This is a genomic window from Alcaligenes sp. 13f (assembly GCF_020496585.1).
In the GTDB taxonomy this organism is placed as follows: Bacteria; Pseudomonadota; Gammaproteobacteria; order Burkholderiales; family Burkholderiaceae_B; genus Alcaligenes; species Alcaligenes phenolicus.
In genome coordinates this window covers 145,433-166,733 of the sequence record NZ_JAHKKC010000004.1, presented here as the reverse complement: position 1 = coordinate 166,733, position 21,301 = coordinate 145,433, and the positions used below count along the sequence as shown (strand labels likewise).

22 protein-coding genes and 2 pseudogenes are annotated in these 21,301 nt (G+C 51.5%); 11 read left to right on the top strand and 13 right to left on the bottom strand.

Annotated features, from left to right (window positions below):
* The first annotated feature begins 456 nt into the window (after positions 1–456).
* Positions 457–1,323 carry an N-6 DNA methylase gene (locus KOE80_RS04790; RefSeq protein ID WP_226348518.1) on the top strand — a complete coding sequence of 289 codons (867 nt, stop codon included), beginning with the start codon at positions 457–459 and terminating at the stop codon, positions 1,321–1,323.
* A gap of 114 nt (positions 1,324–1,437) precedes the next feature.
* Here the strand turns inward: KOE80_RS04790 and KOE80_RS20510 are convergent, their stop codons facing one another.
* The 5 genes and pseudogenes from KOE80_RS20510 to KOE80_RS04765 all read right to left on the bottom strand — a co-directional run bounded on the left by KOE80_RS20510 (position 1,438) and on the right by KOE80_RS04765 (position 4,955).
* Positions 1,438–1,929: a DUF2938 domain-containing protein gene (locus KOE80_RS20510; protein WP_226348517.1), complete on the bottom strand. Its 492-nt coding sequence runs from the start codon at positions 1,927–1,929 to the stop codon at positions 1,438–1,440.
* A complete protein-coding gene (locus KOE80_RS04780) occupies positions 1,922–3,178 on the bottom strand; it encodes a YbfB/YjiJ family MFS transporter (protein ID WP_226348516.1) in 1,257 nt (418 codons plus the stop codon). Before KOE80_RS04780 ends, KOE80_RS20510 begins: the two co-directional genes overlap by 8 nt.
* A complete protein-coding gene (locus tag KOE80_RS04775) occupies positions 3,175–3,831 on the bottom strand; it encodes an ArsR/SmtB family transcription factor (RefSeq protein WP_226348515.1) in 657 nt (218 codons plus the stop codon). Before KOE80_RS04775 ends, KOE80_RS04780 begins: the two co-directional genes overlap by 4 nt.
* A 245-nt stretch (positions 3,832–4,076) precedes the next feature.
* Positions 4,077–4,614, bottom strand: a pseudogene (locus KOE80_RS04770) (LysR family transcriptional regulator); the annotation flags it as partial.
* A gap of 62 nt (positions 4,615–4,676) precedes the next feature.
* On the bottom strand, positions 4,677–4,955 hold the full coding sequence (locus KOE80_RS04765; protein WP_226348514.1) for a hypothetical protein: 279 nt from the start codon (positions 4,953–4,955) through the stop codon (positions 4,677–4,679).
* A gap of 780 nt (positions 4,956–5,735) precedes the next feature.
* Here KOE80_RS04765 and KOE80_RS04760 point away from each other — a divergent pair.
* From KOE80_RS04760 to KOE80_RS04730, 7 genes are all read left to right on the top strand, one after another.
* The gene (locus tag KOE80_RS04760) at positions 5,736–5,894 is read left to right on the top strand and encodes a hypothetical protein (RefSeq protein ID WP_226348513.1); all 159 of its coding nucleotides are present in this window, start codon (positions 5,736–5,738) and stop codon (positions 5,892–5,894) included.
* A 19-nt stretch (positions 5,895–5,913) separates the two neighbouring features.
* Complete coding sequence (locus tag KOE80_RS04755) at positions 5,914–7,803, top strand: ParB/RepB/Spo0J family partition protein (RefSeq protein WP_226348512.1); 1,890 nt, start codon at positions 5,914–5,916, stop codon at positions 7,801–7,803.
* A 72-nt stretch (positions 7,804–7,875) separates the two neighbouring features.
* Positions 7,876–8,187: a hypothetical protein gene (locus KOE80_RS04750; RefSeq protein WP_226348511.1), complete on the top strand. Its 312-nt coding sequence runs from the start codon at positions 7,876–7,878 to the stop codon at positions 8,185–8,187.
* 102 nt (positions 8,188–8,289) lie between these two features.
* A complete protein-coding gene (locus KOE80_RS04745) occupies positions 8,290–8,691 on the top strand; it encodes a hypothetical protein (RefSeq protein ID WP_226348510.1) in 402 nt (133 codons plus the stop codon).
* A gap of 191 nt (positions 8,692–8,882) precedes the next feature.
* Positions 8,883–9,137, top strand: a complete 255-nt coding sequence (locus KOE80_RS04740; RefSeq protein WP_226348509.1) for an AbrB/MazE/SpoVT family DNA-binding domain-containing protein — start codon at positions 8,883–8,885, stop codon at positions 9,135–9,137.
* Positions 9,137–9,532 carry a type II toxin-antitoxin system VapC family toxin gene (locus tag KOE80_RS04735; RefSeq protein WP_226348508.1) on the top strand — a complete coding sequence of 132 codons (396 nt, stop codon included), beginning with the start codon at positions 9,137–9,139 and terminating at the stop codon, positions 9,530–9,532. The genes KOE80_RS04740 and KOE80_RS04735 overlap by 1 nt, the downstream gene beginning before the upstream one ends.
* Positions 9,533–9,640: 108 nt before the next feature.
* The gene (locus KOE80_RS04730; RefSeq protein ID WP_226348507.1) at positions 9,641–10,171 is read left to right on the top strand and encodes a plasmid fertility inhibition factor family protein; all 531 of its coding nucleotides are present in this window, start codon (positions 9,641–9,643) and stop codon (positions 10,169–10,171) included.
* 491 nt (positions 10,172–10,662) lie between these two features.
* Here KOE80_RS04730 and KOE80_RS04725 read toward each other — a convergent pair whose 3' ends face one another.
* Positions 10,663–11,319, bottom strand: coding sequence for a hypothetical protein (locus KOE80_RS04725; protein ID WP_226348506.1), 657 nt, complete (start codon positions 11,317–11,319; stop codon positions 10,663–10,665).
* Positions 11,320–11,325: 6 nt separating this feature from the next.
* Entirely contained in the window at positions 11,326–12,072 is a 747-nt protein-coding gene (locus KOE80_RS04720) for a hypothetical protein (RefSeq protein WP_226348505.1), read from the bottom strand.
* A 692-nt stretch (positions 12,073–12,764) separates the two neighbouring features.
* On the opposite strand from KOE80_RS04720, the pseudogene ssb reads away from it, so the two are divergent.
* The 3 genes and pseudogenes from ssb to KOE80_RS04705 all read left to right on the top strand — a co-directional run.
* A pseudogene (gene ssb, locus KOE80_RS04715) lies at positions 12,765–13,061 on the top strand (single-stranded DNA-binding protein); the annotation flags it as partial.
* A 48-nt stretch (positions 13,062–13,109) separates the two neighbouring features.
* Positions 13,110–13,394 (top strand): BrnT family toxin, encoded by a 285-nt coding sequence (locus tag KOE80_RS04710; protein WP_100699571.1) that lies wholly within the window; start codon positions 13,110–13,112, stop codon positions 13,392–13,394.
* Positions 13,378–13,641 carry a BrnA antitoxin family protein gene (locus KOE80_RS04705; RefSeq protein WP_100699570.1) on the top strand — a complete coding sequence of 88 codons (264 nt, stop codon included), beginning with the start codon at positions 13,378–13,380 and terminating at the stop codon, positions 13,639–13,641. The genes KOE80_RS04710 and KOE80_RS04705 overlap by 17 nt, the downstream gene beginning before the upstream one ends.
* A gap of 54 nt (positions 13,642–13,695) precedes the next feature.
* On the opposite strand, the gene KOE80_RS04700 is transcribed toward KOE80_RS04705, so the two are convergent.
* From KOE80_RS04700 to KOE80_RS04675, 6 genes are all read right to left on the bottom strand, one after another.
* Positions 13,696–14,301, bottom strand: coding sequence for a hypothetical protein (locus KOE80_RS04700; RefSeq protein WP_226348504.1), 606 nt, complete (start codon positions 14,299–14,301; stop codon positions 13,696–13,698).
* A gap of 550 nt (positions 14,302–14,851) precedes the next feature.
* Entirely contained in the window at positions 14,852–17,776 is a 2,925-nt protein-coding gene (gene mobF / locus KOE80_RS04695; protein ID WP_226348503.1) for a MobF family relaxase, read from the bottom strand.
* A gap of 38 nt (positions 17,777–17,814) precedes the next feature.
* Positions 17,815–19,380 (bottom strand): helicase HerA-like domain-containing protein, encoded by a 1,566-nt coding sequence (locus KOE80_RS04690; RefSeq protein WP_226348502.1) that lies wholly within the window; start codon positions 19,378–19,380, stop codon positions 17,815–17,817.
* Between the two features lie 86 nt (positions 19,381–19,466).
* Positions 19,467–19,901, bottom strand: coding sequence for a hypothetical protein (locus KOE80_RS04685; RefSeq protein ID WP_226348501.1), 435 nt, complete (start codon positions 19,899–19,901; stop codon positions 19,467–19,469).
* Positions 19,894–20,637: a StbB family protein gene (gene stbB / locus KOE80_RS04680; RefSeq protein ID WP_226348500.1), complete on the bottom strand. Its 744-nt coding sequence runs from the start codon at positions 20,635–20,637 to the stop codon at positions 19,894–19,896. Before stbB ends, KOE80_RS04685 begins: the two co-directional genes overlap by 8 nt.
* 42 nt (positions 20,638–20,679) lie before the next feature.
* Complete coding sequence (locus KOE80_RS04675) at positions 20,680–21,144, bottom strand: hypothetical protein (protein WP_226348499.1); 465 nt, start codon at positions 21,142–21,144, stop codon at positions 20,680–20,682.
* Between the last annotated feature and the right edge of the window lie 157 nt (positions 21,145–21,301).

Here is a 21,301-nt window from a genome sequence, read left to right as displayed (position 1 = left end):
AACCAAGCTCGCGTATTCGCGCTGCGACCAGAAGCCAAAAGCAGACTGAATACTGCCTACATGGTTTGCTACTTTCTTGGTGGAGCATCTGGATCAGTCGCGGGGTACTTGGCCTGGCAATGGTATCGCTGGCCAGCAGTCTGTTGTGTCGGGCTAGGTTTTGTCTTAATTGCCGCGCTCAGTCATCGACGTTCACCAGTTCAAGTCATGTTGCAGCGTTAACCGCTCAATTATGTCGCACCGCTAGAGCCACGCCTGTTTTTCTATCCGCACCTGTGCAAGCCGTAACGGTGATGGGCGGATCTGCATATCAGTCAGTGTGACACATCGTTCTCGCGTTCAAGTGCTGCGCGCCGCAGGCGCTGGTGGCCAATGGCCGTCTTCGCCACTTGAGCGCTGCGCTGCGACGTGTCTTCAGGTTCTGGGCAGTTCCGCCCCAGCAACCGGAGATACTGAATGGCTACCAAAGCACAACAGCGCAGGTTCATCAACACGGCCGATGAACACCAACAACACATCATCAAACAATTACACGCGGCTGGACGCTCGCGCGGCCTGGACCGAGTGTGGTCCGATTGGGTGGAAATGGGTGCTATCGCGATAGCGAATGCGGTCGATAGAACACGGTTTACACAGCGCGAACAGCGCTATCTGGATATCGTGGCTCAGTACCAAAAAGAAGAAGTTCACTGCCTGGCCAACGCATTCGCGCATCTGGTCCAGTGCTGGGAACAGCGTGCGGTCACTGGCGAGTTTGGCGACGTGCTTGGCGCCACGTTCATGATGATGGACATGGGCAATGCAGGTACTGGCCAGTTTTTTACACCATATGAGGTCTCTCGCATGATGGCTGAAATGATCCTAGGAGACGAGGCAACACTTAAAGCGCAGTTGCAGACGCGAGGGTTTCTCACGCTACAAGAGCCAGCAAGTGGAGCTGGGGGGATGATTATCGCAGCAGCGCATGTATTGGCCAATGCCGGTATCAACTATCAACAAGCCCTACATGTCACAGCAATTGATGTGGATCGACGGTGCGCTCATATGACATTCCTACAACTGGCGTTGCTGCATGTTCCAGCGGTCGTGATTCAAGGCAATGCACTGACTCTTGAGACGGTCGAGATCTGGTATACACCAGCTCATATACTAGGAGGATGGTCGCGGCGCTTACGTCAACAACAGTCCATCAGTGATGCCGCGCAATTGCTTATGCCGCAGCCCAAGCCGACACAGCAAGAACACAACACTGATGTGCCAGAGCAGCACGTTGAGCAGGCAATCAGCAAAGGTATCCAGGAGGGGCAGATGAGCCTGTTCTGAATATATGGGCCTCGGGTGAGGCCCATTCCGCTTGCGGATGATTAAAATCCACAACCCCTCAGACGAGGGGGTTGTCGGCCAAGTAGTATCTTTCGATTCTGATAATAGTTATAGCTATTGCCATGTGGGGGATATCAGCCGGGCAGTCCAGTACAACCCCAGTCCGAACATGCAATGCCCAACAAGTTGCACGGTTCGAATAATATTGACATTAGGTGCCTTGGCGCTGGCAATCCCGAATCCCATCGCCGGTGCCATAATAAACCAGCCAGCAAAGATGGTAACAATGCCAAGAATAAGTGCTGGTAGCAGGGTTGGGCGTCGACCCCACTCAAGTCCGCATATGGCAAGCAGGATACCGGCGTAGATAATGCCAACCAAGTAATGCATACCCCACCCAATCATTGTCTCGAAAGGCATCGCAGGTGCGGTAGTAATGTTAATGTGTGTGAATTGTCCCTTTGCTATGTAGCTGAACCAGCGACCAGCCATAGTCCAGTTCGAGCCAGGCAGGCCAAATAGGCCAACTAGTAGCCGTCCCCATATGTCATACACCGCTGTCGCCCCAACTCCAATCGTGATGCTACGTATTAAAAACTCAACCATTTTTTCCCCCCCTTTTGTTGGGCCACTTCCACTCCATTACAAGGTAAAGTAGGCCGCCTAATAATAGTGATGCCGCTGCGATTTTTAATGATCGGTCAAAGCCTGTACGTGCATCAGGACCAAGACTCATAATGGCGTTCACCATTGGTGGTCCCGCAATTTGTCCGATGCCGTATAAAGCCGTCAGCAAACCCATGTAGCGAGCAGCATGGTGCGGTCTGAGGCGTGTTACCTCATCCATCGCAAAAAAATTGATGGCGCTGAATGGCAGCCCCGCTAGAATGCTGCTAACTACAAATCCCGATACCGTAGGCCATACGGCGGCAGTAATCACACCAATAGCTTGAACAAAATAACAGGCTGTCAATGCCCATCTCGGATCCCTGACTAACTGTCTCCGTGTGGCTAATAGCGACCCAATTACGGCAGCAAAGCCGAAGGCTGGCCAAAAAAGATCGAGCCAGGCTGAGGGGGGAAGTGACTCTCGGGCAATAACAGGAAGGTAGGTAGCGGTGATGATGTACCCAAAACCGGCTAACCCATAGGAAAATGCAAAAAGCGCCATTTCGCCTTTGTTTTCTACTGTCGAGGGGACTGGGGGAGGAGTCGAGCGGCTTGAGGACGGTGCGTTCTCATTGCTGAACGAGGACCACGTTATTGCCAGTAATGTGGCAGCGAGAATAGTAAAGCTGAGCCAACCAGATGTTGAGCTCCAACCTAGACTAACCATTGCTGTCACGGCGAGACCAGAAAGCGCAATGCCGAGTCCAACACCAACAAAGATAAGGCTGCCAGCTGCCGCTTGCCCGCGTGCCACCAAAATTGAAAGGCACCAACGGGTGGTGTGGACAAATACAATGGCACTTACAGCGCCTGAAAGCAGACGTAGCAGTAGCCACAACGGCTCATACTGAATACACATACCAGCCGTGAGCCCGATGGTTATCAATAGTCCCCATTTAACGAGTGTGGCGCTGCTCCATACGCGGGGTAAACCCATGCAAAGCATTGCCCCCGCGAGGTATCCAAGATAATTAGACGTGGCCAGCGAACTACCGAATGAAAGTTCAATGGCGCCATCGGCGATCATCATTGGCAAGATGGGTGTGAAAGAAAAACGACCAATCCCCATAGCAATGGCGAGCGATACGGCGCTGACGGCAACAACAACCCAACTCGGTGGCTCTTGTGACTCAGGTTCAGAAGGGTAAGTTGCGGGAGGGCTTGAGCAATGGGTCTGTGAAGTCATGGTGTCGTCACTACCGATAGCCCTGCGGCGCTCCATTGTGGCAGACCATCTTCAAGACGACGAACTTTATAGCCTAGCGCTTGCAGTGCAGCTACAGCTTCAAAGGACAGAATGCAATGCGGACCGCGACAATAAGCAACGATCTCTTGAGTAGATGGAAATTGACCAATACATGCCTCAAGCAGTCCGAGCGGAACATTCAGTGCACCAGGAATATGTCCCGACGAGAACTCGCTTTCCGGTCTAACATCAATAAGCGTTACGGCATCGTCTTTAAGTCGAGAAAGTAACTCTTCCCGCGATATGGGTTCTAGTTGTTCGCGTGCCCGCAGATAGTCCAAGCGCAGATCTCTTACCGCTGCTGCATTCCGTTCCCGTACCGCTCGTAAAGCCGCGATTAATGCCTTATATTCTGAGATTTCTCCTAGGCGATAGAAGACATATTTGCCTTCGCGTTGTGCCTCAACAAGCGATGCACGGCGTAGAACCTGTAGATGTCTCGATGTGTTTGGAAGGCTGAGGTTAGCTCGACTGGCCAGCTCATCTACGCTTAACGGACCCTTCTTAAGTATTTCAAGTAGGGTAAGTCGATGTGTGTTGCCAAGAGCTCCCGCCCGTTCCGCCAAGTCGTTTAAGTCGTTATCTTTGCTCATGCACTATATCATTCAATCAAATTCACAATTGATTGAATGATATCATGAGTTAGTGCCTCAGTGGGCATGCCGTGCTCTGCGGGCCAGACACTACTCTACTGAAATCCTCCGGGTAACGATCCCTCCCTGGCGTCGGCCTCGTGTCCGCGCTGGTAGCGTGATGCACACCAGGCACGCGAATATGAGTGCGACTCCTACCCATCCTTGCGCAGGAAGCCGTTCGCCCACGATGACTGCGGCCAATGTAGAGCGGCGTCAATCGACCCTACAGCCTTCCCTCGTCGCGACACGTTGAGTGCTCCCAACGAGTGAGCCGCTTGGGCGTGATTTCATCGTCAAAAATCGGATGCTGTGCTCGTGCAACGCCTACGAACGTTGTTGTGAACAGTGACTGCACACGAATCTCTGGCCCTAGCTTGCGCGAAGCACTGATAAACAGATCAATGCGGCCACTACGCAGTGCCTCTTCGTCTACGTCATCTCCCTCCGGAGAGAAACGCAGCATTGCACGCGGCATATCTGAGGCCATTGCGGCCAACAGATGGCCCAAATAGATACTCACGAACTCATCTGTAGCACGGACGTTAAAGTGCCTGTCCAGCGATTTCAGGTCGATCTCGGTGTCAGATCGAACACGGGATCGCCCAACGCCTCCCGGATGCGGCTCAAGGTGCGGTTCATTGCCGGCGCGCTCAGGTGCATGCGGCGCGCAGCGCCGATCACGCTGCCCTCGTCGAGCAGTACATCCAGCGCCAGCAGGAGATTGAGATCGTGACGCGACATGGCTGGTTCCTATCATTTACCTTCATGCAATCATAAGCTCTTTCGAATAGCAGATGAAGCATTCACATTAAAGTAGCTTGTCGCAACATGACCGTTGCAATAGCCATAGCGATGGCTCCAGCAAAATACATCACAGCGTACAGCGCGTAGGGTGGTGGTTTCACTCCCTCCAAGGCCTTGGCTATCACAGGATCTGAGATTGGGGTGTTGCGGAGTTGCCAAAGTCGAACCGCACGATAAGCATGGAACAAGCCAGCGGTAATGAGACCTGCGGTAATGAGCAAACCAATTGGTGGCACCCACCACATAGCAGTTGCTAAAGGTTGAATTATCGCGTCCATCCCTGTCCTCTTGATCAGTGACCACTTAATTGTCTGTCGTTGAGTTCAACGAGTCCCATTTAACTTTTTAGCTTCGACCCTACTGGGTCTGCGCGCTTCGCTTGCCAGGGCCGCGGTGCGGCCTAGTTGGTGCGCTGCGCACAGAAGGCGCTCGCCGCGCGGCTGTGTTGCGTCCTCTCACTACTGGGCTACCGCGAATCCGATCTCGTCAGTCCGCCGCCCCAACAACGCCGACCGTACCACTCCAGGCCCGCACTTCAAGGGCTTTCGCGGCATAAACCGCTCGCTTCGCTCCCTATTTATTCCACGGTCCCTTTCCGTTTGTCCTTCCATGGTTCGGCACGGCACGGGCGGCGAACTAACGAGACCGGCGGCACACACCGCAAGCCGAAATGTAGAACGCAACACAGATCTACAAATCGGGCTCGGAATCTTCGATCCCGGTCAGCGGTAAATCCTTGGAATGTTTAAAGGGGTGATTCATGCAAGCAAAGAAAACTCGGCATAAGGGGTACATCGTAACCGTGAAAGACGGTGATGAAACCACCGAAACTCATTATGTAGTCAAGCCAGATGGGACTGTTCTTTTCAGTTCTGGCCATGACCCGCAAGACCCCCGTTTTGGTCCACGAAATAGCGACGATTGGGGCCAGTCATCAACCTTGCCCGAATGCGCTGTGTTCGTTGGTTTTTTCTATATACACATTGCATAAAGAAGCCCCTGTCCGGAGGCAACCGGAACAGGGGCAGGCATCACACAACCTTGAAGGAGTTCACGCAATGCAAATTGATCTTATCAAATTAGCCCAGGAATGGCGAGAGGCCCATGCAACCGCAACACCCTTTCGTCTGCCGGCGTTGACTGTTGCCCAGCTGGGGCATCTATCCGCTTTACTTGCCGACGCGATTCCCGTCGCTGGCAATTCGACGATTCACTAAGCCGGTAGGAGTACGCATTATGAAACACAAAGCCATTGAACTGGACCCACGCAAACTAATCGTTTCGGAGCAGTATCAAGCACGTAAGACGGCCAGCCAGACACCGTTGTCACAACTGGCTGACTCGATTGCGACGGTCGGCTTGATTCATGCTCTGGCCGTGGTCAAAAGCAAAAAGCGCGGTTTCTATGAAGTGGTGGCTGGCGGTCGTCGCACCAAGGCCATCCACCTGTTGCTGGACGAAGGGCGCTGGCCGAACGGGCAACTGGTCGATTGCAATCTCTATGCCGATGAAAACGCGCTACTGGTCTCAATTACCGAGAACGTGCAGCGTGAGCAGATGCATCCAGCCGACGAGTTTGAATCCTTCGCAGCGTTGATCGATGAAGGTAAGACGATTGAGGAAGTGGCCGCCGCGTTCGGTGTTACCGCAACGGTGGTGCGTCGTCGTTTGCAGTTAGGGCGAGTGGCCCCGGCATTGATGCAAGCCTATCGAGAGAACGATCTGTCTCTCGACGCATTGATGGCCTATGCCGTTACCGATGATCAAGATCGGCAAGTGCAGGTGTACTCAAGCCTGGATCATTGGGACCGGAAAGACTCACGTACGATTCGACGTCATCTTACTGACGAAGCCATTACGGCGAATCACCGGCTGGTCAAATTTATCAGCTTGGATACCTATGCAGCGGCTGGCGGTGGGGTAACGCGTGATTTGTTTGCCGATGAAGCAGACCTGGGCGGGATTTACCTGACGGATAAGGCGTTAATTGAGCAATTGGCGCTGAGTAAATTGCAAGAAACCGCCGCGAGTTTGACCGCACAAGGCTGGGCGTGGGCAGAAGCGAAGCTAGGAACGGAACCCATTAGTGATCGCTATGGTCGTGTTTATCCAGAGCCGGTTGATCTGACGCCGGAGCAGCAAGCGCAGGTCGTCCAATTGCAAGCACAAGAAAAATCGCTGATGCATGAGATAGCGATTCTGGAAGAAGAGGAAGAAAAGGCTGATGAAGATGAATGGCGAGCATTGAATCAGCAGCTTGACGAGTTGCGAGAGCAAATCGATGCGATTGAAGATCAGTGCGTAGCCTATACCGATAGCCAGAAAAACGTGGCAGGTTGTATGGTCGGTCTCAATTATCAAGGTGAACTGCATATTGTAGAGGGGCTTGTTCGTCCAGAAGATCGTGCGCAAGTTCAAGAGCAGCAGCAAGACGCTGAGGGCGTGGGGCGTGTTTCTCTGCCAGCGGTAAAGACCCGCCCAACGCATTCTGAACGCTTGGTGCGCCAGTTGACCGCCAATAAAACGGGCATTGTGCAAGCCGCCTTGGCTAACAATCCTAACGTGGCCCTGGCCGTGCTGGTCGCTCAGTTGGCTCGTCGTCATTTCGGCACTGGCTATTACAGTCACGGTGGCTTCGGCTTGGGTATTTCGACCAGTTGCGAACCCTTGGCGTCAGACGCGCCAGACTTCACGGAAAGCCGCGCTGGTCAGGAGTTAGCACGTATCGAGCAGCATTGGGGTGATGTGATTACTCCAGGTAGCGATGGTGGTGAGTTGACCTGGGCGCTGAGCCAAGATACCGAGACCTTGCTTGAATTATTGGCCTACTTGGTAGCCGTCACTGTACAGGGCATCCAACACCAGGAGTCCAGTCAGACGAGCACACTTGATCAACTGGCCAGGTTGCTGGATGTACAGATACCCGAGTGGTGGAGCGCTACAGGTGAAACCTACCTAAGCCATGTCTCGAAAGATCGGTTGGTGGAAGTCGTTTCCGAAGGGGCGTCGCCCGAGCAAGCCGCACCGTTGGTGCGGATGAAGAAAAAAGAGGCGATTGACGCCGCAGAGAAAGCGCTTGCGGGTACTAATTGGCTGCCATCCATCATGGCTATTAAACAAAACTGAGCACTAGGCAAGCTACCCCGTTTTGGGGTAGCTCATAGGCAGTGAAATAACTTATCTAGTGGAGTTAAGGCAATGAGCACGACGAAGAAATGGTGGAAATATTACTCAACACACATCAGCGCGAATCTGGTGGTTCTGTTGCTAAGCATTGCTGGGCTTAATGATTTCGTGCATGACGACCCTGCCGGTGCTGTGTACGTATCGGTTATTGCGTTGCTTGGCCCCTACCCGTACTTTGTGGGAATCGCTCTGAGCATCAGTGTGCTTGCTTTTACCTATTCCAGAGCGGATGAGTGTACCGAAGGTCAGGCGTTTGCGTTGGCTGGAGTTGTGTTTACGGGGCTTCTTGCGGGCCTGGTGTTCTCCAATTGGTTTTTCTCCTAAGCCGGCAGTGGTACACGTATCCGTAGTTTTTTATCAAGGTTAATCCAGGTTGCTAGCGTCTTGATGGTTGGCGCTGGCAGTCTTAATACACTGGGTGATGATATGAATTTAGCAACAGGGCCATTCGATATGTTTTTCAATCATGGTGGCTGGCGTGAGTTTTTAGAACCGTCGGGGCCAGCCCTAGTATTCACAATACTGTGTGGTGTAGGGTCAATTCCACTCATTTGGGGGCTTGTAAAAGATCGGCAAGGGTTGATGTTTGTCGGTTTATCTTTGAGCGGTTTCGCTATTGCGTCAATCATGATTGATTGGAAGGTCATGGCGTTTATCTGGTTTCCAATACTGATTGGCGTCGCAATAGTTTATAGGCCAATGTCGGCCATAAAAGAACGTGAAAAACAAGGTGGTGGCCCGGCCGGGGGACACAAGCCAGTGCGCGTGGTAGAAGCCGCCCAACCTACCAGTTCGCCGCGTGATCAGAGTGGCGACTCTGCCCCGTAGTAAATGACAGCACCAGGAGCAAAGGAAAAACGAGCAGTAACGGCAGCGCCTGAGTTTTCCAATAAGCCAGTACACCCGCTGAATTCTTAACCAGCTTTAAGCTGTTTTTTTTCGTATGTACGAAACCTGTTTTCTCTTGACGGTAATGTAGATTTACATTACTATAGGGGTGTGTCTTATAGGAGAAAACCATGACTACTTTATCAGTTACAGCCAAAGGTCAGATCACTTTAAAGCGGGACTTGCTACAGCATATCGGTATTCAGCAAGGCCAAAGAGTTGAAGTCGTAAAGCTGCCTGATGGCGAATTACGGATTAAGGCTAAACAGCAAACACAGCCTATCAGTAGTGTTTTTGGCTTGCTCAAAGATAAAACGTCTGGAACGGTTGTTAGTATCGAAGAAATGAATCAAGCGGTAGCCGCAGGCTGGGCAGGGGATAAGTGATGGAGATTATCGCAGACACAAATGTTTTAGTTCGTGCAATCGTTGCAGACGACCCCAACCAAGCGGCAGCGGCTCAAAAAGCATTGCTTAATGCAAGCCTAGTAGCGGTGTCCCCTATTGCTCTGTGCGAGTTGTACTGGGTTTTGAGCAGGGCTTACAAAGTACCAGATACAGACATTGAAGCCGCTATTCGTGGCTTGATTAGCTCAGCTAATGTACGCGCTGATACTGTAGCGGTAGATGCTGGCTTGATGTTCATGAATAACGGTGGTGATTTTGCTGATGGCGTCCTGTGGCATATGGGGATTGCGCTTGGTGGCAAGACCTTTGTTTCTTTTGACAAGAAAGCTGCCAGTATTTTGAAAGCTCAAAAAGCCAGCGTCAAACTTATGTAAGTCAATGGATAAGGGGCTAGAGTTTTCTAGTGATTGGTGAGCAACGATGGAAGGCTAAGCGGCGCTGTGAATGAGCACAGCCAAATCCTGGCACTGTAAGGAAGGGATATGTTCAGTACATTAAAGTGGAAACTAGAAATCAAACGATTGCGCCAGCTATCAAAGCAGCGGGGCCAGCCTTCATTGCCTGAGCTGGTCGAGGGTCATAGCCGACATCCCGCTTGGCGTATCAAGGTGCCTGGGCGCGAGGATGTCTATATGTGCAGTCCCTATACCACTGGCGATGGATATGTGATCCTCGTTGACGCCATCAAATTCAATATTGGCTGGCTACAGGCAGGACCAGGACTGGACGACTCATGTAAGTTGCGTCGCCATATGCCTGCGGACTATAAGTTTCATGAGGCCGTCATTGGGTTCAAGCACGGCATTGAAAATCCAGTACCGCTAGCTGAAGTGAATTATCTGGAATGGGGTCGTCGTGCAGGCATTCGATTCAGAAATGGCATGACTCGTTCGTTTTGGCTGTTGGCCCATGATGCTCCTGCCTTTCCCGTCTTTACGGACTGTCATTACAGCATTGATAAACTTCATGAAATGGCCGGTCTGGCTGAGCCAATGCCCGTCACGATGATATAGTTTTTTTTACCATCAAGGGTGGGCCGATAGCCTAACCGATCTGGTTTGATGAGTGTGCCCGCCAAGCGGGCCAGGCTCTACTCCGCCGCATGCGGCTCCACCGAACCCCTACGGGTTTCAGCCCTTCGGGTAACGATCCTTCACACCTTCGGCCCTATTGGGCCTGCGCGCTTTGCTTGCCAGGGCCGCGATGCGGCCTATGTGGAAGTTGTTTCCGAAGGGGCATCGCCCGAGCAAGCCGCACCGTTGATGCGGATAAAGAAAAAAGAGGCGGTTGAGGCAGCAGAATAAGCCCTTGCTGGCACGGACTGGCTGCCATCAATTATGAAGATCGAAAACTGATGACAAGAAAAGCTACCCTCATAGTAGGGTAGCTATCTGGGAAATACAAACAAATACCTAATGGTGAGTAGAATAGATTTTCTATTTCAACGCTTTTTATATTAATTAAAATAACCTAACTCGCCATTGTTATATAAGCTGCATTCAGTTTAGTATATATAAAAAGCACCCACAGGATCGGCATCAACGATTCCTTGCCGTTGTGCATCTGTTAAGTATGGCTCAAGGAAATAATCAATATAAACTGTCCCTTCTGAATCTATTTTGATGCATCCTACCGTATCATATTCATCAATTTTCCCACCGCCTACGAAAATTTCTGCATTTACAGCTAGGCTTCCACGATAGGGTTCTTGGTGGGACTCAATATCAATTTCACCTGGGCTAGTAATATTTCTGTAGATTTCTAATCCTGGGGCGTTTTCAAAATCGGTATATCCTCGACCGTCATGATGCTTAATATAAACATACTCATCAAAATTTAGATCTTCTGGTATATTTCCATTGGTTGCTGGATTGTTATACCAGTTATTGTATGTTGATAAATCATTATAGAAGGCCGTTATTTGGTTTCCAATATTATCTTTTTCACCTAGCGCACTATGGTAGTTAGTCCAAGTTCCGTTGGTGTATTGATATAGCCCGGAAGCAGTACTATCTGGCTTCGAAAGTTGTAATCCTAAGGATGATTCAATAAATGCGACATTTAAAGCTATTTGAATTTGATAGTGAGTGAAATTATTTTCAACTCCATATCGATAAATTTGATTAGCTATGTTTTGCTGCTCGTTAGTGAGTTTAGCCATAGTGATTTACTCGCAATAATTTAGGTTGATTGAGATTTTTTCGCTATTATCTCGTAGATAATTAGTTACTCCGATCTCCTTGGCTTGTGTACAAGCTTCTTCTGTCTCACCTGATAAAGCTAGAATAATTATTCTTTCTATTTTTGCTTTTTGTGTATTTGATAAAAAATAATCATCATTAAGTAGGTTCTTATACTTGCTCTTATCGCTAGTTTCTGCTGTTGTTATTAGGTTTTCGTTATCATTCAGTTCATAAATAGTTGGAATTGTTATTTTTGATTCTATTTCTTTTAAGAATATTTCTTTAAATATTATTAGTTCAAGATTAAATTCATTTTGTTTGATTATTGGTTTTGAATTTAGGAAATCAATTGTGTTTATAATGCCAAAATTTGGTTTATATAAAACCATTTTATTGCTTTTTCCTGAATGTGATCCGCAGTATGCTATTAAATAATTATTAGGATTTTTATTTTTATTAGGCAATATTATTTTCTGTATTGATGGTATATCAAAGTCGCATCCAGGAGGTACATCGATATTTTGCGTTAGCAGGTTTGTGCCTGTAGTAGTGGTCGCTTTTATTGTGTTATAGCGTTTCTCATTGCCGCTTTCTTTAATAGATTCATATTCATAGATATTGTTATCTATTACCAGCTTTTCTGAAGCTGTGAGATCCGGGCTTTGAGCAATAGCACTTGATATATTTGCGATTGAAAGAATAACTGCTGACATGAAATGGTAGTTCTGCATGACGCATCTCCTTGTTATTAGCCAAATCCTGCAAGCTAATTTATCAGCATTCTAAATAATAATCAATCTCATTATTGTTTATGAGTTTTTAGTTGAGTTCAGATATTTCCCCAAACTGAGAGTGCTTAAGCTCTTAAATACTTCATAACTAAACTCAGTTGCTAATATAGTGTTTATATATCAATCGGTTATCGGGGTATTGCTGCGGTTTTCTGGCTTGAAAACTTAGAATTTAAATGCAAGCTGTAAAGTATTCATCAGCGCTGTTTGTGATCAGTGCGCTAAACAAGCCGCACACTTTGCTTGCCAGGGCCGCTGTGCGGCCAAGTTGGTGTGCTACGCACAAAAGGCGCTCGCCGCGCGGCTGTGTTGCGTCCTCTCACTACTGGGCTACCGCGAATCCGATCTCGTCAGTCCGCCGCCCCAACAACGCCGACCGTACCACTCCAGGCCCGCACTCCAAGGGCTTTCGCGGCATAAACCGCTCGCTTCGCTCCCTATTTATTCCACGGTCCCTTTCCGTTTGTCCTTCCATGGTTCGGCACGGCACGGGCGGCGAACTAACGAGACCGGCGGCACACACCGCAAGCCGAAATGTAGAACGCAACACAGATCTACAAATCGGGCTCGGAATCTTCGATCCCGGTCAGCGGTAAACCTTTTTGTGATTCGATTTTTTGGGAGCAAACATCATGGCATCGGTAAACAAAGTGATCTTGGTCGGCAACCTTGGACGTGACCCCGAAGTACGCTATAGCGCGGAAGGGGCTGCTATCTGCAATATTTCCATCGCCACGACTTCGCAGTGGAAAGACCGTAGCTCTGGTGAGCGCCGCGAGGAAACGGAATGGCACCGTGTGGTGTTCTACAACCGTCTGGCTGAAATTGCAGGTGAGTACCTGAGAAAAGGCCGACCCGTTTATGTGGAAGGTCGTCTACGCACCCGCAAATGGGCAGGCGATGATGGCCAAGACCGCTACACTACTGAAACAGGGTCTTGTTTTGCATTTGTGTAGACATTGGTGTATATTGATTGTATGGAAATAGATGGATTTGACTGGGATGATGGCAACTGGCCCAAGTGCGGCAAGCATGGTGTTACTCGCGAGGAAATCGAGCAGGTTTTCTTGGGTGGCCCTGCTGTTATGCCTGACCCGTTTCCTGATGAGCCGCGCATGAGGGCTATTGGAAAAACTGTTGCTGGCCGGTATGTGTTTTTGGTGTTTATGTTTCGCAAGGTAGGTGGCCAAACCAAATTGCGACCCATCAGCGCACGTTTCATGCACCAGAAGGAGATCGATCATTATGAACAGAAAACTTAAGCCTCTACCATCGTTGCGTAGTGACGCAGAAGCCGAAAAATTTGTGACGGATGCTGATCTGTCGGAATACGATTTGTCCGGCTTCAAGCCAATGAAGTTTGAATTCGCCAAGAAGGAAGCTGCATTGAACATGCGTATTCCATCCGCGCTGTTATCTGCGGTGAAAGCGAAGGCAGCCAGTAAAGGCATTCCCTATACTCGTTATGTTCGAATGCTGCTTGAGAACGATATTTCGCACTCTCGCTAGTAGACAAAGGCCACCCAAGGGTGGCCTTTGTTGTTTCTAGTAGCCAAGATGGGCTTAGCGTTCTAGTTCAGGGCCGTCTGATTTCACTTCCAAATTTTGTGGCTCTATGTTTTTCAGTCTACCCGCGTAAGCAGGTGTCAATAGTTGATTGACCCGCTCAAAGTCCGACTGCGGTACTTGGGCATTCTCGATATCTCTGCCGATATAGAGGTCCGTCCGATGGTCTTCCAGCCCTTTGATGTAGCCTTCCAGGACGTCTGGATTTTTCAGCTCTGCAACAGTCATCTCTTGAGCCTTCGAGCCTGCTGCATAACCACGATCATAGGCTTGAAACCCCTCCGCCTCTTCACGCTCAAATTGATGCTCTGGTAAGGGAGACTCAAAATTTCGCTGCTCCTCTCTTGCGTGGTCGGCTGACGTCAATTTTTCTAATGACATACTGGCCTCATAAATCTTCGTATTGATGTGCTCACGCTCAGCCGGTTGTCGCTGAAGTCCCAGTTTGACCATCACATCCCGGAATAATCTGGGTCCATCCATGGTTCTGGAGCGCCGTTGCTGCTCAACAGCCTGTGACTTTTCAGCTTGCCGCCGTCGCTCGCGATCATCTATTGATTTGCGTTTGGTGTCGTTATCCCCATTGTTCAGTTTCTTTTCCATCGTCGTGAATCTCCTATTACGCGCAGTTTGATGCACTGCATGGTGAAGCCTTCATCAGAGTGATAAAGGCGTGACAATCTGGCCGCGCTGTTCAATAGCAGCGGCTAAATCGGAGTTGGTGGGAGAGTGAGTTTCCCCGGCGGTGCCGGGGCCCCATCATAGTGACGCCGCCTGGTCTGGGGACCAGGCAAGAGACCAAAAGTCCCTCAACGAGCTGGCGCTCTTTGTGGCCCTTAAGGTCTCACACAGGACGCACCCCCACAGGGGTGCCGAAAGCCGCATGAATGCGGACTTTCAAGAGGTTGGCTACTTTAGGCAGTGTGGAACAAATAGAGCAACAAAAGCATCTCAAAGCCAATGACCAAGCCATTTTTATGTGGCACGACTGTGGTGTTTTGGCGTGTAGACATGTACTAAAAACCAGCCAATTGCCAGTTAATAGACAATCGTTAGTCGATTAGTACCCACTGACTGGACAAGTAATAGACAAATCATGGACTATCAATAGACGGACCATTGACAAACCCTTGGCAATAAATTGCCAAACCCCTCAAATCTCTAGCTCGGCATGCTGTTTTTCGGGTTTGGTGTGGGCCAATTCATGTGGCTTGACCTTGTTGCGGGTGGTCAGCAAGTCATGAGCCAGCCCTTTGTAGGCCTTTCGATTGACTGCCTTGGGGAGCAAGGTGGCGTTATCCGTGAAGACGGTGACCTCATGCCGTTCACGTGAAATACTCACGTAATAGGTGTCTTGGGCGGTCGTGCGTGAGAAACTTTCCGCGTTGTAGAGCACGCGATCGCAGGTCAAGCCCTGGGCACTGTGGGCGGTCGTCGCGTAGGCATGATCCAGGTGCAAGGGTTGGTCAGCGGACAAGGTGACGGCTCGGCCATTGGCGGCAATCGTCACCGAGTCCTGCGCGATACCGAGTACTTCGTAGCGCTCGCCATTGGCCAGGTCGAGCTCGGCATTGTTGCGAGTGACCCGAACCATGTCACCCACGGACACTTCTGCGGTGTGCTGGTGATAGACCGATAGCGTACTCATTGTTTTCGGGATCACTTCAATGGGTTGAGCTTCCTGGCCAGGGTCGGGGCGCAGGGGTAGAACGATCAGCCTATCGGTGGCGCGGTTGCATTCGACAACCTCATACAGTTGGCCACGTTTCATCCCGTTCTTGTAATCACGCTCGGGCTTGACGATGTCACCGACCGTGTAATACTTGGCGCAGCGACGCTCGGCTCGGGTGGTGTCGTGTCGGGTGAGTAGGCGATATGGCCGTCCTTTGCCATTCAGACCTCGCAGCTCATGTACTCGTTGATTCAAGGCCTGGCGAGAGTGATTGGTACCAGTGACAATGAGCGTATTGGCTTGCGCGGTATCGGACAGGTTGACGTACTCGCGTGCGATCGCCTCATAGCGTGGGCTGCTGTCACGTATTTGGGTGCCGTCATCCCATTTTGTGATGCGATCGTCAATCTGGACGACATGATCTTCCAGAACCTTGAGTGACGCACTTGCTTTGCCGGCGGCGGCCAGTTCGACCGCTTGTTTTAGCGTGTCGCTTTTCTGGCGCTGAATATCGCCCATAAGAGCAGTTTTCATGCCTTGTTCTTGCAGCAGTGCAAATGCCCGGCCAGCCTCGACCGCTTTGGTCTGGCCAGTGTCCCCGAGCAAAACGATGCGAGCGCCGCTGGGCTGCAACCGATGTAGCAACTTTTGCATTTCGCGTACCGGAATGACCCCGGCTTCGTCAATGACTACCACCGTTTTTTTACCCAGCTTACTGTCCAGGCGTTCAGTCTCGGTGGCCGTTGTCATTGAGGCAACCGTGTTGGCTTCAATGCCGTCCTGGCGCAGATTGGCGACCTGTGCACCGTAAGGAGCCAGGGCGATCATGCGATATCCTCGTGCCTCTAACAACGCTTTGGTTTCTTGCAGTGCGAATGATTTTCCCGTACCGGCCAATCCTTGTACGCCCACCACCTGGTCTTGGCCTGATAGCATCAGTTCGATGGCACTGCGCTGGCCAGGTGTGAGGGTGGTGTCGGTTAACTCTGCCTGCAATTGATCACGTGCTAGCACTGGGGCAACCTTGTCGCGTCCCGCGTGCATCATGGATACGACATCGCGTTCACTGCGCAATGCCGTCTGGGTCGCAAACAGTGGTTCGGTGGGTGTCAGCCGACCTACACCAATGGCTTGATCGACTTGTTCCAGAGCTTTTTCTATCGGGATGCTTCGTAATTGGGCTAACTCTTGCGCCCACGCTTGGCGTGTTCGTGGTTTGGCCTCCTGGTCTGAGCTGCTGCGGTAATGAAAAGCCTTGGCCACCAGCTCGTTTCGCGCAACCAGGCGACTGAGAGACTGTCGTAGTTGCTCTGCGCTGACGGCTCCTTCCCCATGGCGCAGCGCATGGCTGAGCAATGCGGACTGGCTCATGACGGTTTCGCGTTCAGCGAGGTGCTTGATGGCCCAAATCATCGCGGTATCAGCGATACGCTGACGAGCCTCTGGCTCTGGTGAGTGGCGAGCAAGGCTTTCCAGATCCTTGGCGCGCTCTTTAGAGGTGTGCAGACTATTCTGAAAGTCGATGCCAATGTCCTTGGCTTGTGTTGTCCAGTCCGCTTGAAGCTGGTCGCGGGTGAACTCCTGGGTTTTGGCCTTGCGTGTGGCCAGAACGGCCATCTGGCGTTGCGCATGAGAAGCAGTGTGACCGTCCATGCCCGCGTCGGCCAGTCGCTGGTGCATTTGCGCACTGCGTTTACTAAAGTGCTCGATCTGGTCACGTGAGATATGTGCCAGTTCGATGTGGTTCTTTTCAAAGCGCAGATCGTAGCCGATGGCGGTTAACTCTTTGGCCAATTCAGCCATGTAAATCGAGTCCAGGAGCGGACGGGACTGAACTAATAAATCATTGTTCAGCGCGGCCCAACTGCCATCTTGGCGTCGGGTCAGGTTCATGATGACGGCATGGGTGTGAAGTTGGGGGTCCGGCGGGGAGCCATCCGTCGCCCTGGCAGTCTCATGGCGAAACTTACTGATGATCAGGTTGCCTGTGTTTTCGACCTGTGATTTACCTCGGATGGTTTGTCGAGACTGCGCAAAGTGCTGCTCTGCGTAGGCTAAAGCGCGTTCAGCAGCTCGGTCATGGGCCGTGATAATGCGCTCATCACCACCGATCAAGGCTTGCAATGAAACACTTTTAGGTGCTGAGATCGTCAGATCCAGGCCTGAGCGGGCCTGTGAATCGTGGCGGATGCTGTTGCCCGCATTCACGCCATGGCCAAACTCACCACGCAACATTGCATGAAATCGCTGGGTATCGACTATGCCGGATGCGCCAAGCATTTCGGCTCCCTTGCCTTGCCAGATAGCCGCTTGGCCGTCACGGCTGTAGTAGTCATCGGCCTGGTCGCCGTAGTAATGCGTATGCTTGGCGGCCGCAGAGCGGTGTAAAACCTCTTTGGTAATCATGATGTGTTTCCTACTGGCAAGACAAGGGAAGGACGTCACTAAGCGGCGGCCGTGTCTTGTGTTGAACGTGGAATACGTTTGAGTTGACTCGATTCAATGAACGGCTCAATGACTTGAGGAAAGGGTTCAAACTGCAACTTGAACCGTGAAATCGGGTACTTACCGGCAAAAGCGACATAGCCGCTTAAGTCATCAAAGGCTTGAATCTGCGCAGCGGTGACCACCCGCTCTGTGACCGGCGTATTTTGATCATTGGTATTGCGATCACCGACGGAGCGAGAGACGCTGTATTTATGGCGCTCTACCTCATGCTCGCCCAGGCTCTTGCTCAGATCCTCAGCCGTTTCATGGTCAGTGCGAGACCCACCCAACACCAGCAAGTTACGAAAACTGGCACGAATCGTTTGAGCCTTCTTCTCGCCGTAGATGTAGTCCAGTTGGGACGTGCTTTGCAAGCCAGCGACGATACGCAGGCCTTTTTTACGGCCCTTGGTCAGCCCATCCTCCAATGAGGGTAGGGCGTCCAGGCTGGCCAACTCGTCGATATACAACCACCAGCGTCGTTTTGCATCTTCAGGCAATGACAGGACAGCCGTAATGAACACATCAGCCCAAGAGGAGACCAATGGCTTCATTGCAGTCACCATGTCTTCACGCCAGTTGATGAACACGTTTCCACCGTTGGGATCGTCAATCCAGTCACGAATCGAGAATGGGCCGGATTTCATGCTGGTGTGCTCGGATAGCTTGTTTGACAGTACAAAGCGAGCACTTGAAAGCGCTTTACTGGCCTCAGATGAGCCTACAAACAGCGATTCAGCCAATGTGCCTGCCAGGTAGCTTTTGAGCTTGGCAGGGTCCTCAATCGTACACAGCCTAAATAGCTCGTCGATGTGAGCCTTGTCAGGTGTAACGGTGTAGAGCTTCTTGGCTGTCTCGCGCAACAACAAACGTCCGTAATCGTTCCATTCTTCTGCGCTCTTATCCTGGCTCATCGGTACCATTGAATGGGATAGGCGTTTCCAGTCATATTCCGCCCGAATTTCATTGAAGAACGCCCAGCCCGGTGAACGAGCATCGTACGGATTGAGGATGATGTCGCCTGGCTTCCAAAACTTGCTGAGCAAATCGCCATCGGGGTCGATCACAAACATTCGGTCCCCACGCTTTCTCACGGACTTGGCCATTCTGCGTAGCACCACGGATTTACCACTGCCGGTAGCCCCTCCAATAAGGGTGTGAAGGTTTTCTACTTTGACCGGCATCGGTACAGAGGCCACGTCCACCTGTCGGTGTAATCGGTCCGTACATTGTGAACGCAGCTTGGCAATGGGAACGACTTTCGTGCCTCGGATATGTCGTGTGAAACGGTCGCCTTCAAATCCGGCCGTGCGTTTAAACATTTTGCTTAGCGCAATCACGGCAACTAATGACAAGACAAATCCAATGGCAGGGGGAATATAGAGGACGGGGTACTGGACGGTTGCTGTCAGTAGATGCCAGGTGGTGCGTGCGTCCCAATGATTGACTGCCACCCCGCTGGCCAAGCTCGCAGCTGTTATCCAGGCCAGCAGCGGGAATGCAACAATCATCAATACCGACAAGCGTCGTCTCGTAATCGGTGACATAAAAAATCCTTGAAAAGCTATGCCCTGGGGCTGAGCCCCAAGGCATAGGCATACAGACGTGTTTATGAAGCAAGAAAGCGCAACAAAAGTGCGGTGGCACCTGCCCCGGCACTGGCCCCAACCAGCAAAGCCAAGATGGCCATCTTGAGTGCCGAGGCATGGGCAAATCTGGCATATCGAGCGGTGTCCGCACTGATCAGCTTTAACTCCGCGCGGATGGGAGAGAGGCTGCTACTAACATCGTGGACAACTTGACTGCTCAGCTCTTTGCTGGCTTGTTCCAGCACAGCGCCCAAAGTTTTGGCCAGATCTTCAGGCAAGTCTTGCAACTGCTTATTGGCAGCGGAAAATGCCTCGATACCGGCTACGAGCGCCGTGACGGTTTCGCGCAGTTTGTCGTTAGTACGCTCTGTACGTTCAATCAGCCCGGCCACATCACCCAGAGTCTCCTGGTACAACAGATCCAGCTTTGTCCGCGCTGTTTTTTCCTCACTCATGCGAAGCTCCGTTGGTGGCATGCAGCACATCGCCGAATAGGGCCTGAAAAGCACGGTCAAGCTGACGATCTACAGGGCGTGCCAGTGCTTTTAACGTGTGCATGTCTGACAGGTGTGAGATGTGTTTCCGATCCTTGGGATCAGCCTCGCGCAAAAGCTGGCGGTAGTCAGTTTGATCGGCCAGTATCGACGCGATAGTGGTGCGTTTATCGGCCAATAACTCAAACACTTCGTTCTCGAAAATGACGGCTTGGGGGCTGGCGATAAATTCGCCGGTCTTCTTGGCGTAGGTCAGCAGCGCCAGAAACTCTTCATCCACATCGCTTTCTACGCGGTTGAAGAGCACGCGAATTCGATTGGCCGGCACGCCCAGGTCGCTCAAGGCGGCAACGGTCTTGATGGTTTCTCGTTGTGCTTTTCCCGTCGGGACGACCGGCAACACAAATTGGTCAATTTCTTCATGGGACAAGTCGTAGCGCGACATGTGCGCCAAAAATTCCTCGATGTTCGATGCTCCGACGTCCACGATCGCATCGTCCAGCGTGAGCAAACCGCGGAACAGTTTGCCAAACTGCATCCCGCGAAGCTGGTCCACATCCAGCCCTAGATCTTCCGCTGTTTCATTGGTCGATTCGATAGCGAAAATCTGTGCATGATTCAAACGCGGGGCCAACAGGTGCGATGCCACGACGGTTTTACCGACCGAGCCGGTGTAGTTCAAAACGGCGATTTTCATGAGAGTTTTCCTTCAGGTTGTGAGGGTGAATTCAAGGTGGGGTTAAGAGGATTTAGGCTTGGCTCGCATAGCGCGGCCTTCTTCGCGCAACGCATCCAGGTCAATGTTCATCTCGCGGTATCTACGCAAGTCAGCGGGTGACTCAATGGCATTAGGACGGCCTTGCACCGCTTCGGTGCGGAGGACTGGAGCTTGGACCGGAGTGGTTGACGTGATAGGCGGTGCTGCCACGCTATGGGAGGGCTGGGTCAAGATTGGAACCTCGGTTGTGGATGTGTGAGGCTTCTTAGGCTGACGCAGGCGCCATAAGGCTTTAGAAAAAAAGGAATGCGAAATCGGGATTCCCGCCGCGTTCAAATCTTCGACGACCGCGGCATATGACGATCCGTTGGCCAGCCGCTGTTCGATGAGCGGCAGCAGTAAACGAACGCGTGCTGTGACCGTGGCTCGCGGGTCAGCAACGGCCAATGCTCGACGAAATTGCTCGACGAATTGGTCAACTTGCATGGATTGGGTTCCTGGTTGTGCTGGAAAGCAAATGCCACTTTCCACGTTGAAGACAGAAGCGCGGCAGTGCCGCGCAGGGGGAGCCGCGCCCGGTGACGGGCGTGGGGGGCAAGGCCCACGGGGAAGGGTCGAGGCCGCAGTCCGACCTTGGGCGGAC

What these genes read in the sequence shown, in the direction of transcription:
- KOE80_RS04720 (WP_226348505.1), bottom strand. Translation starts at nt 12,072, where the DNA reads ATGCAGAACTACCATTTCATGTCAGCAGTTATTCTTTCAATCGCAAAT.
- KOE80_RS04700 (WP_226348504.1), bottom strand. Translation starts at nt 14,301, where the DNA reads ATGGAAAAGAAACTGAACAATGGGGATAACGACACCAAACGCAAATCA.
- stbB (WP_226348500.1), bottom strand. Translation starts at nt 20,637, where the DNA reads ATGAAAATCGCCGTTTTGAACTACACCGGCTCGGTCGGTAAAACCGTC.
- mobF (WP_226348503.1), bottom strand. Translation starts at nt 17,776, where the DNA reads ATGATTACCAAAGAGGTTTTACACCGCTCTGCGGCCGCCAAGCATACG.
- KOE80_RS04775 (WP_226348515.1), bottom strand. Translation starts at nt 3,831, where the DNA reads ATGAGCAAAGATAACGACTTAAACGACTTGGCGGAACGGGCGGGAGCT.
- KOE80_RS20510 (WP_226348517.1), bottom strand. Translation starts at nt 1,929, where the DNA reads ATGGTTGAGTTTTTAATACGTAGCATCACGATTGGAGTTGGGGCGACA.
- KOE80_RS04745 (WP_226348510.1), top strand. Translation starts at nt 8,290, where the DNA reads ATGAATTTAGCAACAGGGCCATTCGATATGTTTTTCAATCATGGTGGC.
- KOE80_RS04685 (WP_226348501.1), bottom strand. Translation starts at nt 19,901, where the DNA reads ATGAGTGAGGAAAAAACAGCGCGGACAAAGCTGGATCTGTTGTACCAG.
- KOE80_RS04725 (WP_226348506.1), bottom strand. Translation starts at nt 11,319, where the DNA reads ATGGCTAAACTCACTAACGAGCAGCAAAACATAGCTAATCAAATTTAT.
- KOE80_RS04735 (WP_226348508.1), top strand. Translation starts at nt 9,137, where the DNA reads ATGGAGATTATCGCAGACACAAATGTTTTAGTTCGTGCAATCGTTGCA.
- KOE80_RS04675 (WP_226348499.1), bottom strand. Translation starts at nt 21,144, where the DNA reads ATGCAAGTTGACCAATTCGTCGAGCAATTTCGTCGAGCATTGGCCGTT.
- KOE80_RS04710 (WP_100699571.1), top strand. Translation starts at nt 13,110, where the DNA reads ATGGAAATAGATGGATTTGACTGGGATGATGGCAACTGGCCCAAGTGC.
- KOE80_RS04790 (WP_226348518.1), top strand. Translation starts at nt 457, where the DNA reads ATGGCTACCAAAGCACAACAGCGCAGGTTCATCAACACGGCCGATGAA.
- KOE80_RS04760 (WP_226348513.1), top strand. Translation starts at nt 5,736, where the DNA reads ATGCAAATTGATCTTATCAAATTAGCCCAGGAATGGCGAGAGGCCCAT.
- KOE80_RS04750 (WP_226348511.1), top strand. Translation starts at nt 7,876, where the DNA reads ATGAGCACGACGAAGAAATGGTGGAAATATTACTCAACACACATCAGC.
- KOE80_RS04705 (WP_100699570.1), top strand. Translation starts at nt 13,378, where the DNA reads ATGAACAGAAAACTTAAGCCTCTACCATCGTTGCGTAGTGACGCAGAA.
- KOE80_RS04740 (WP_226348509.1), top strand. Translation starts at nt 8,883, where the DNA reads ATGACTACTTTATCAGTTACAGCCAAAGGTCAGATCACTTTAAAGCGG.
- KOE80_RS04765 (WP_226348514.1), bottom strand. Translation starts at nt 4,955, where the DNA reads ATGGACGCGATAATTCAACCTTTAGCAACTGCTATGTGGTGGGTGCCA.
- KOE80_RS04755 (WP_226348512.1), top strand. Translation starts at nt 5,914, where the DNA reads ATGAAACACAAAGCCATTGAACTGGACCCACGCAAACTAATCGTTTCG.
- KOE80_RS04780 (WP_226348516.1), bottom strand. Translation starts at nt 3,178, where the DNA reads ATGACTTCACAGACCCATTGCTCAAGCCCTCCCGCAACTTACCCTTCT.
- KOE80_RS04730 (WP_226348507.1), top strand. Translation starts at nt 9,641, where the DNA reads ATGTTCAGTACATTAAAGTGGAAACTAGAAATCAAACGATTGCGCCAG.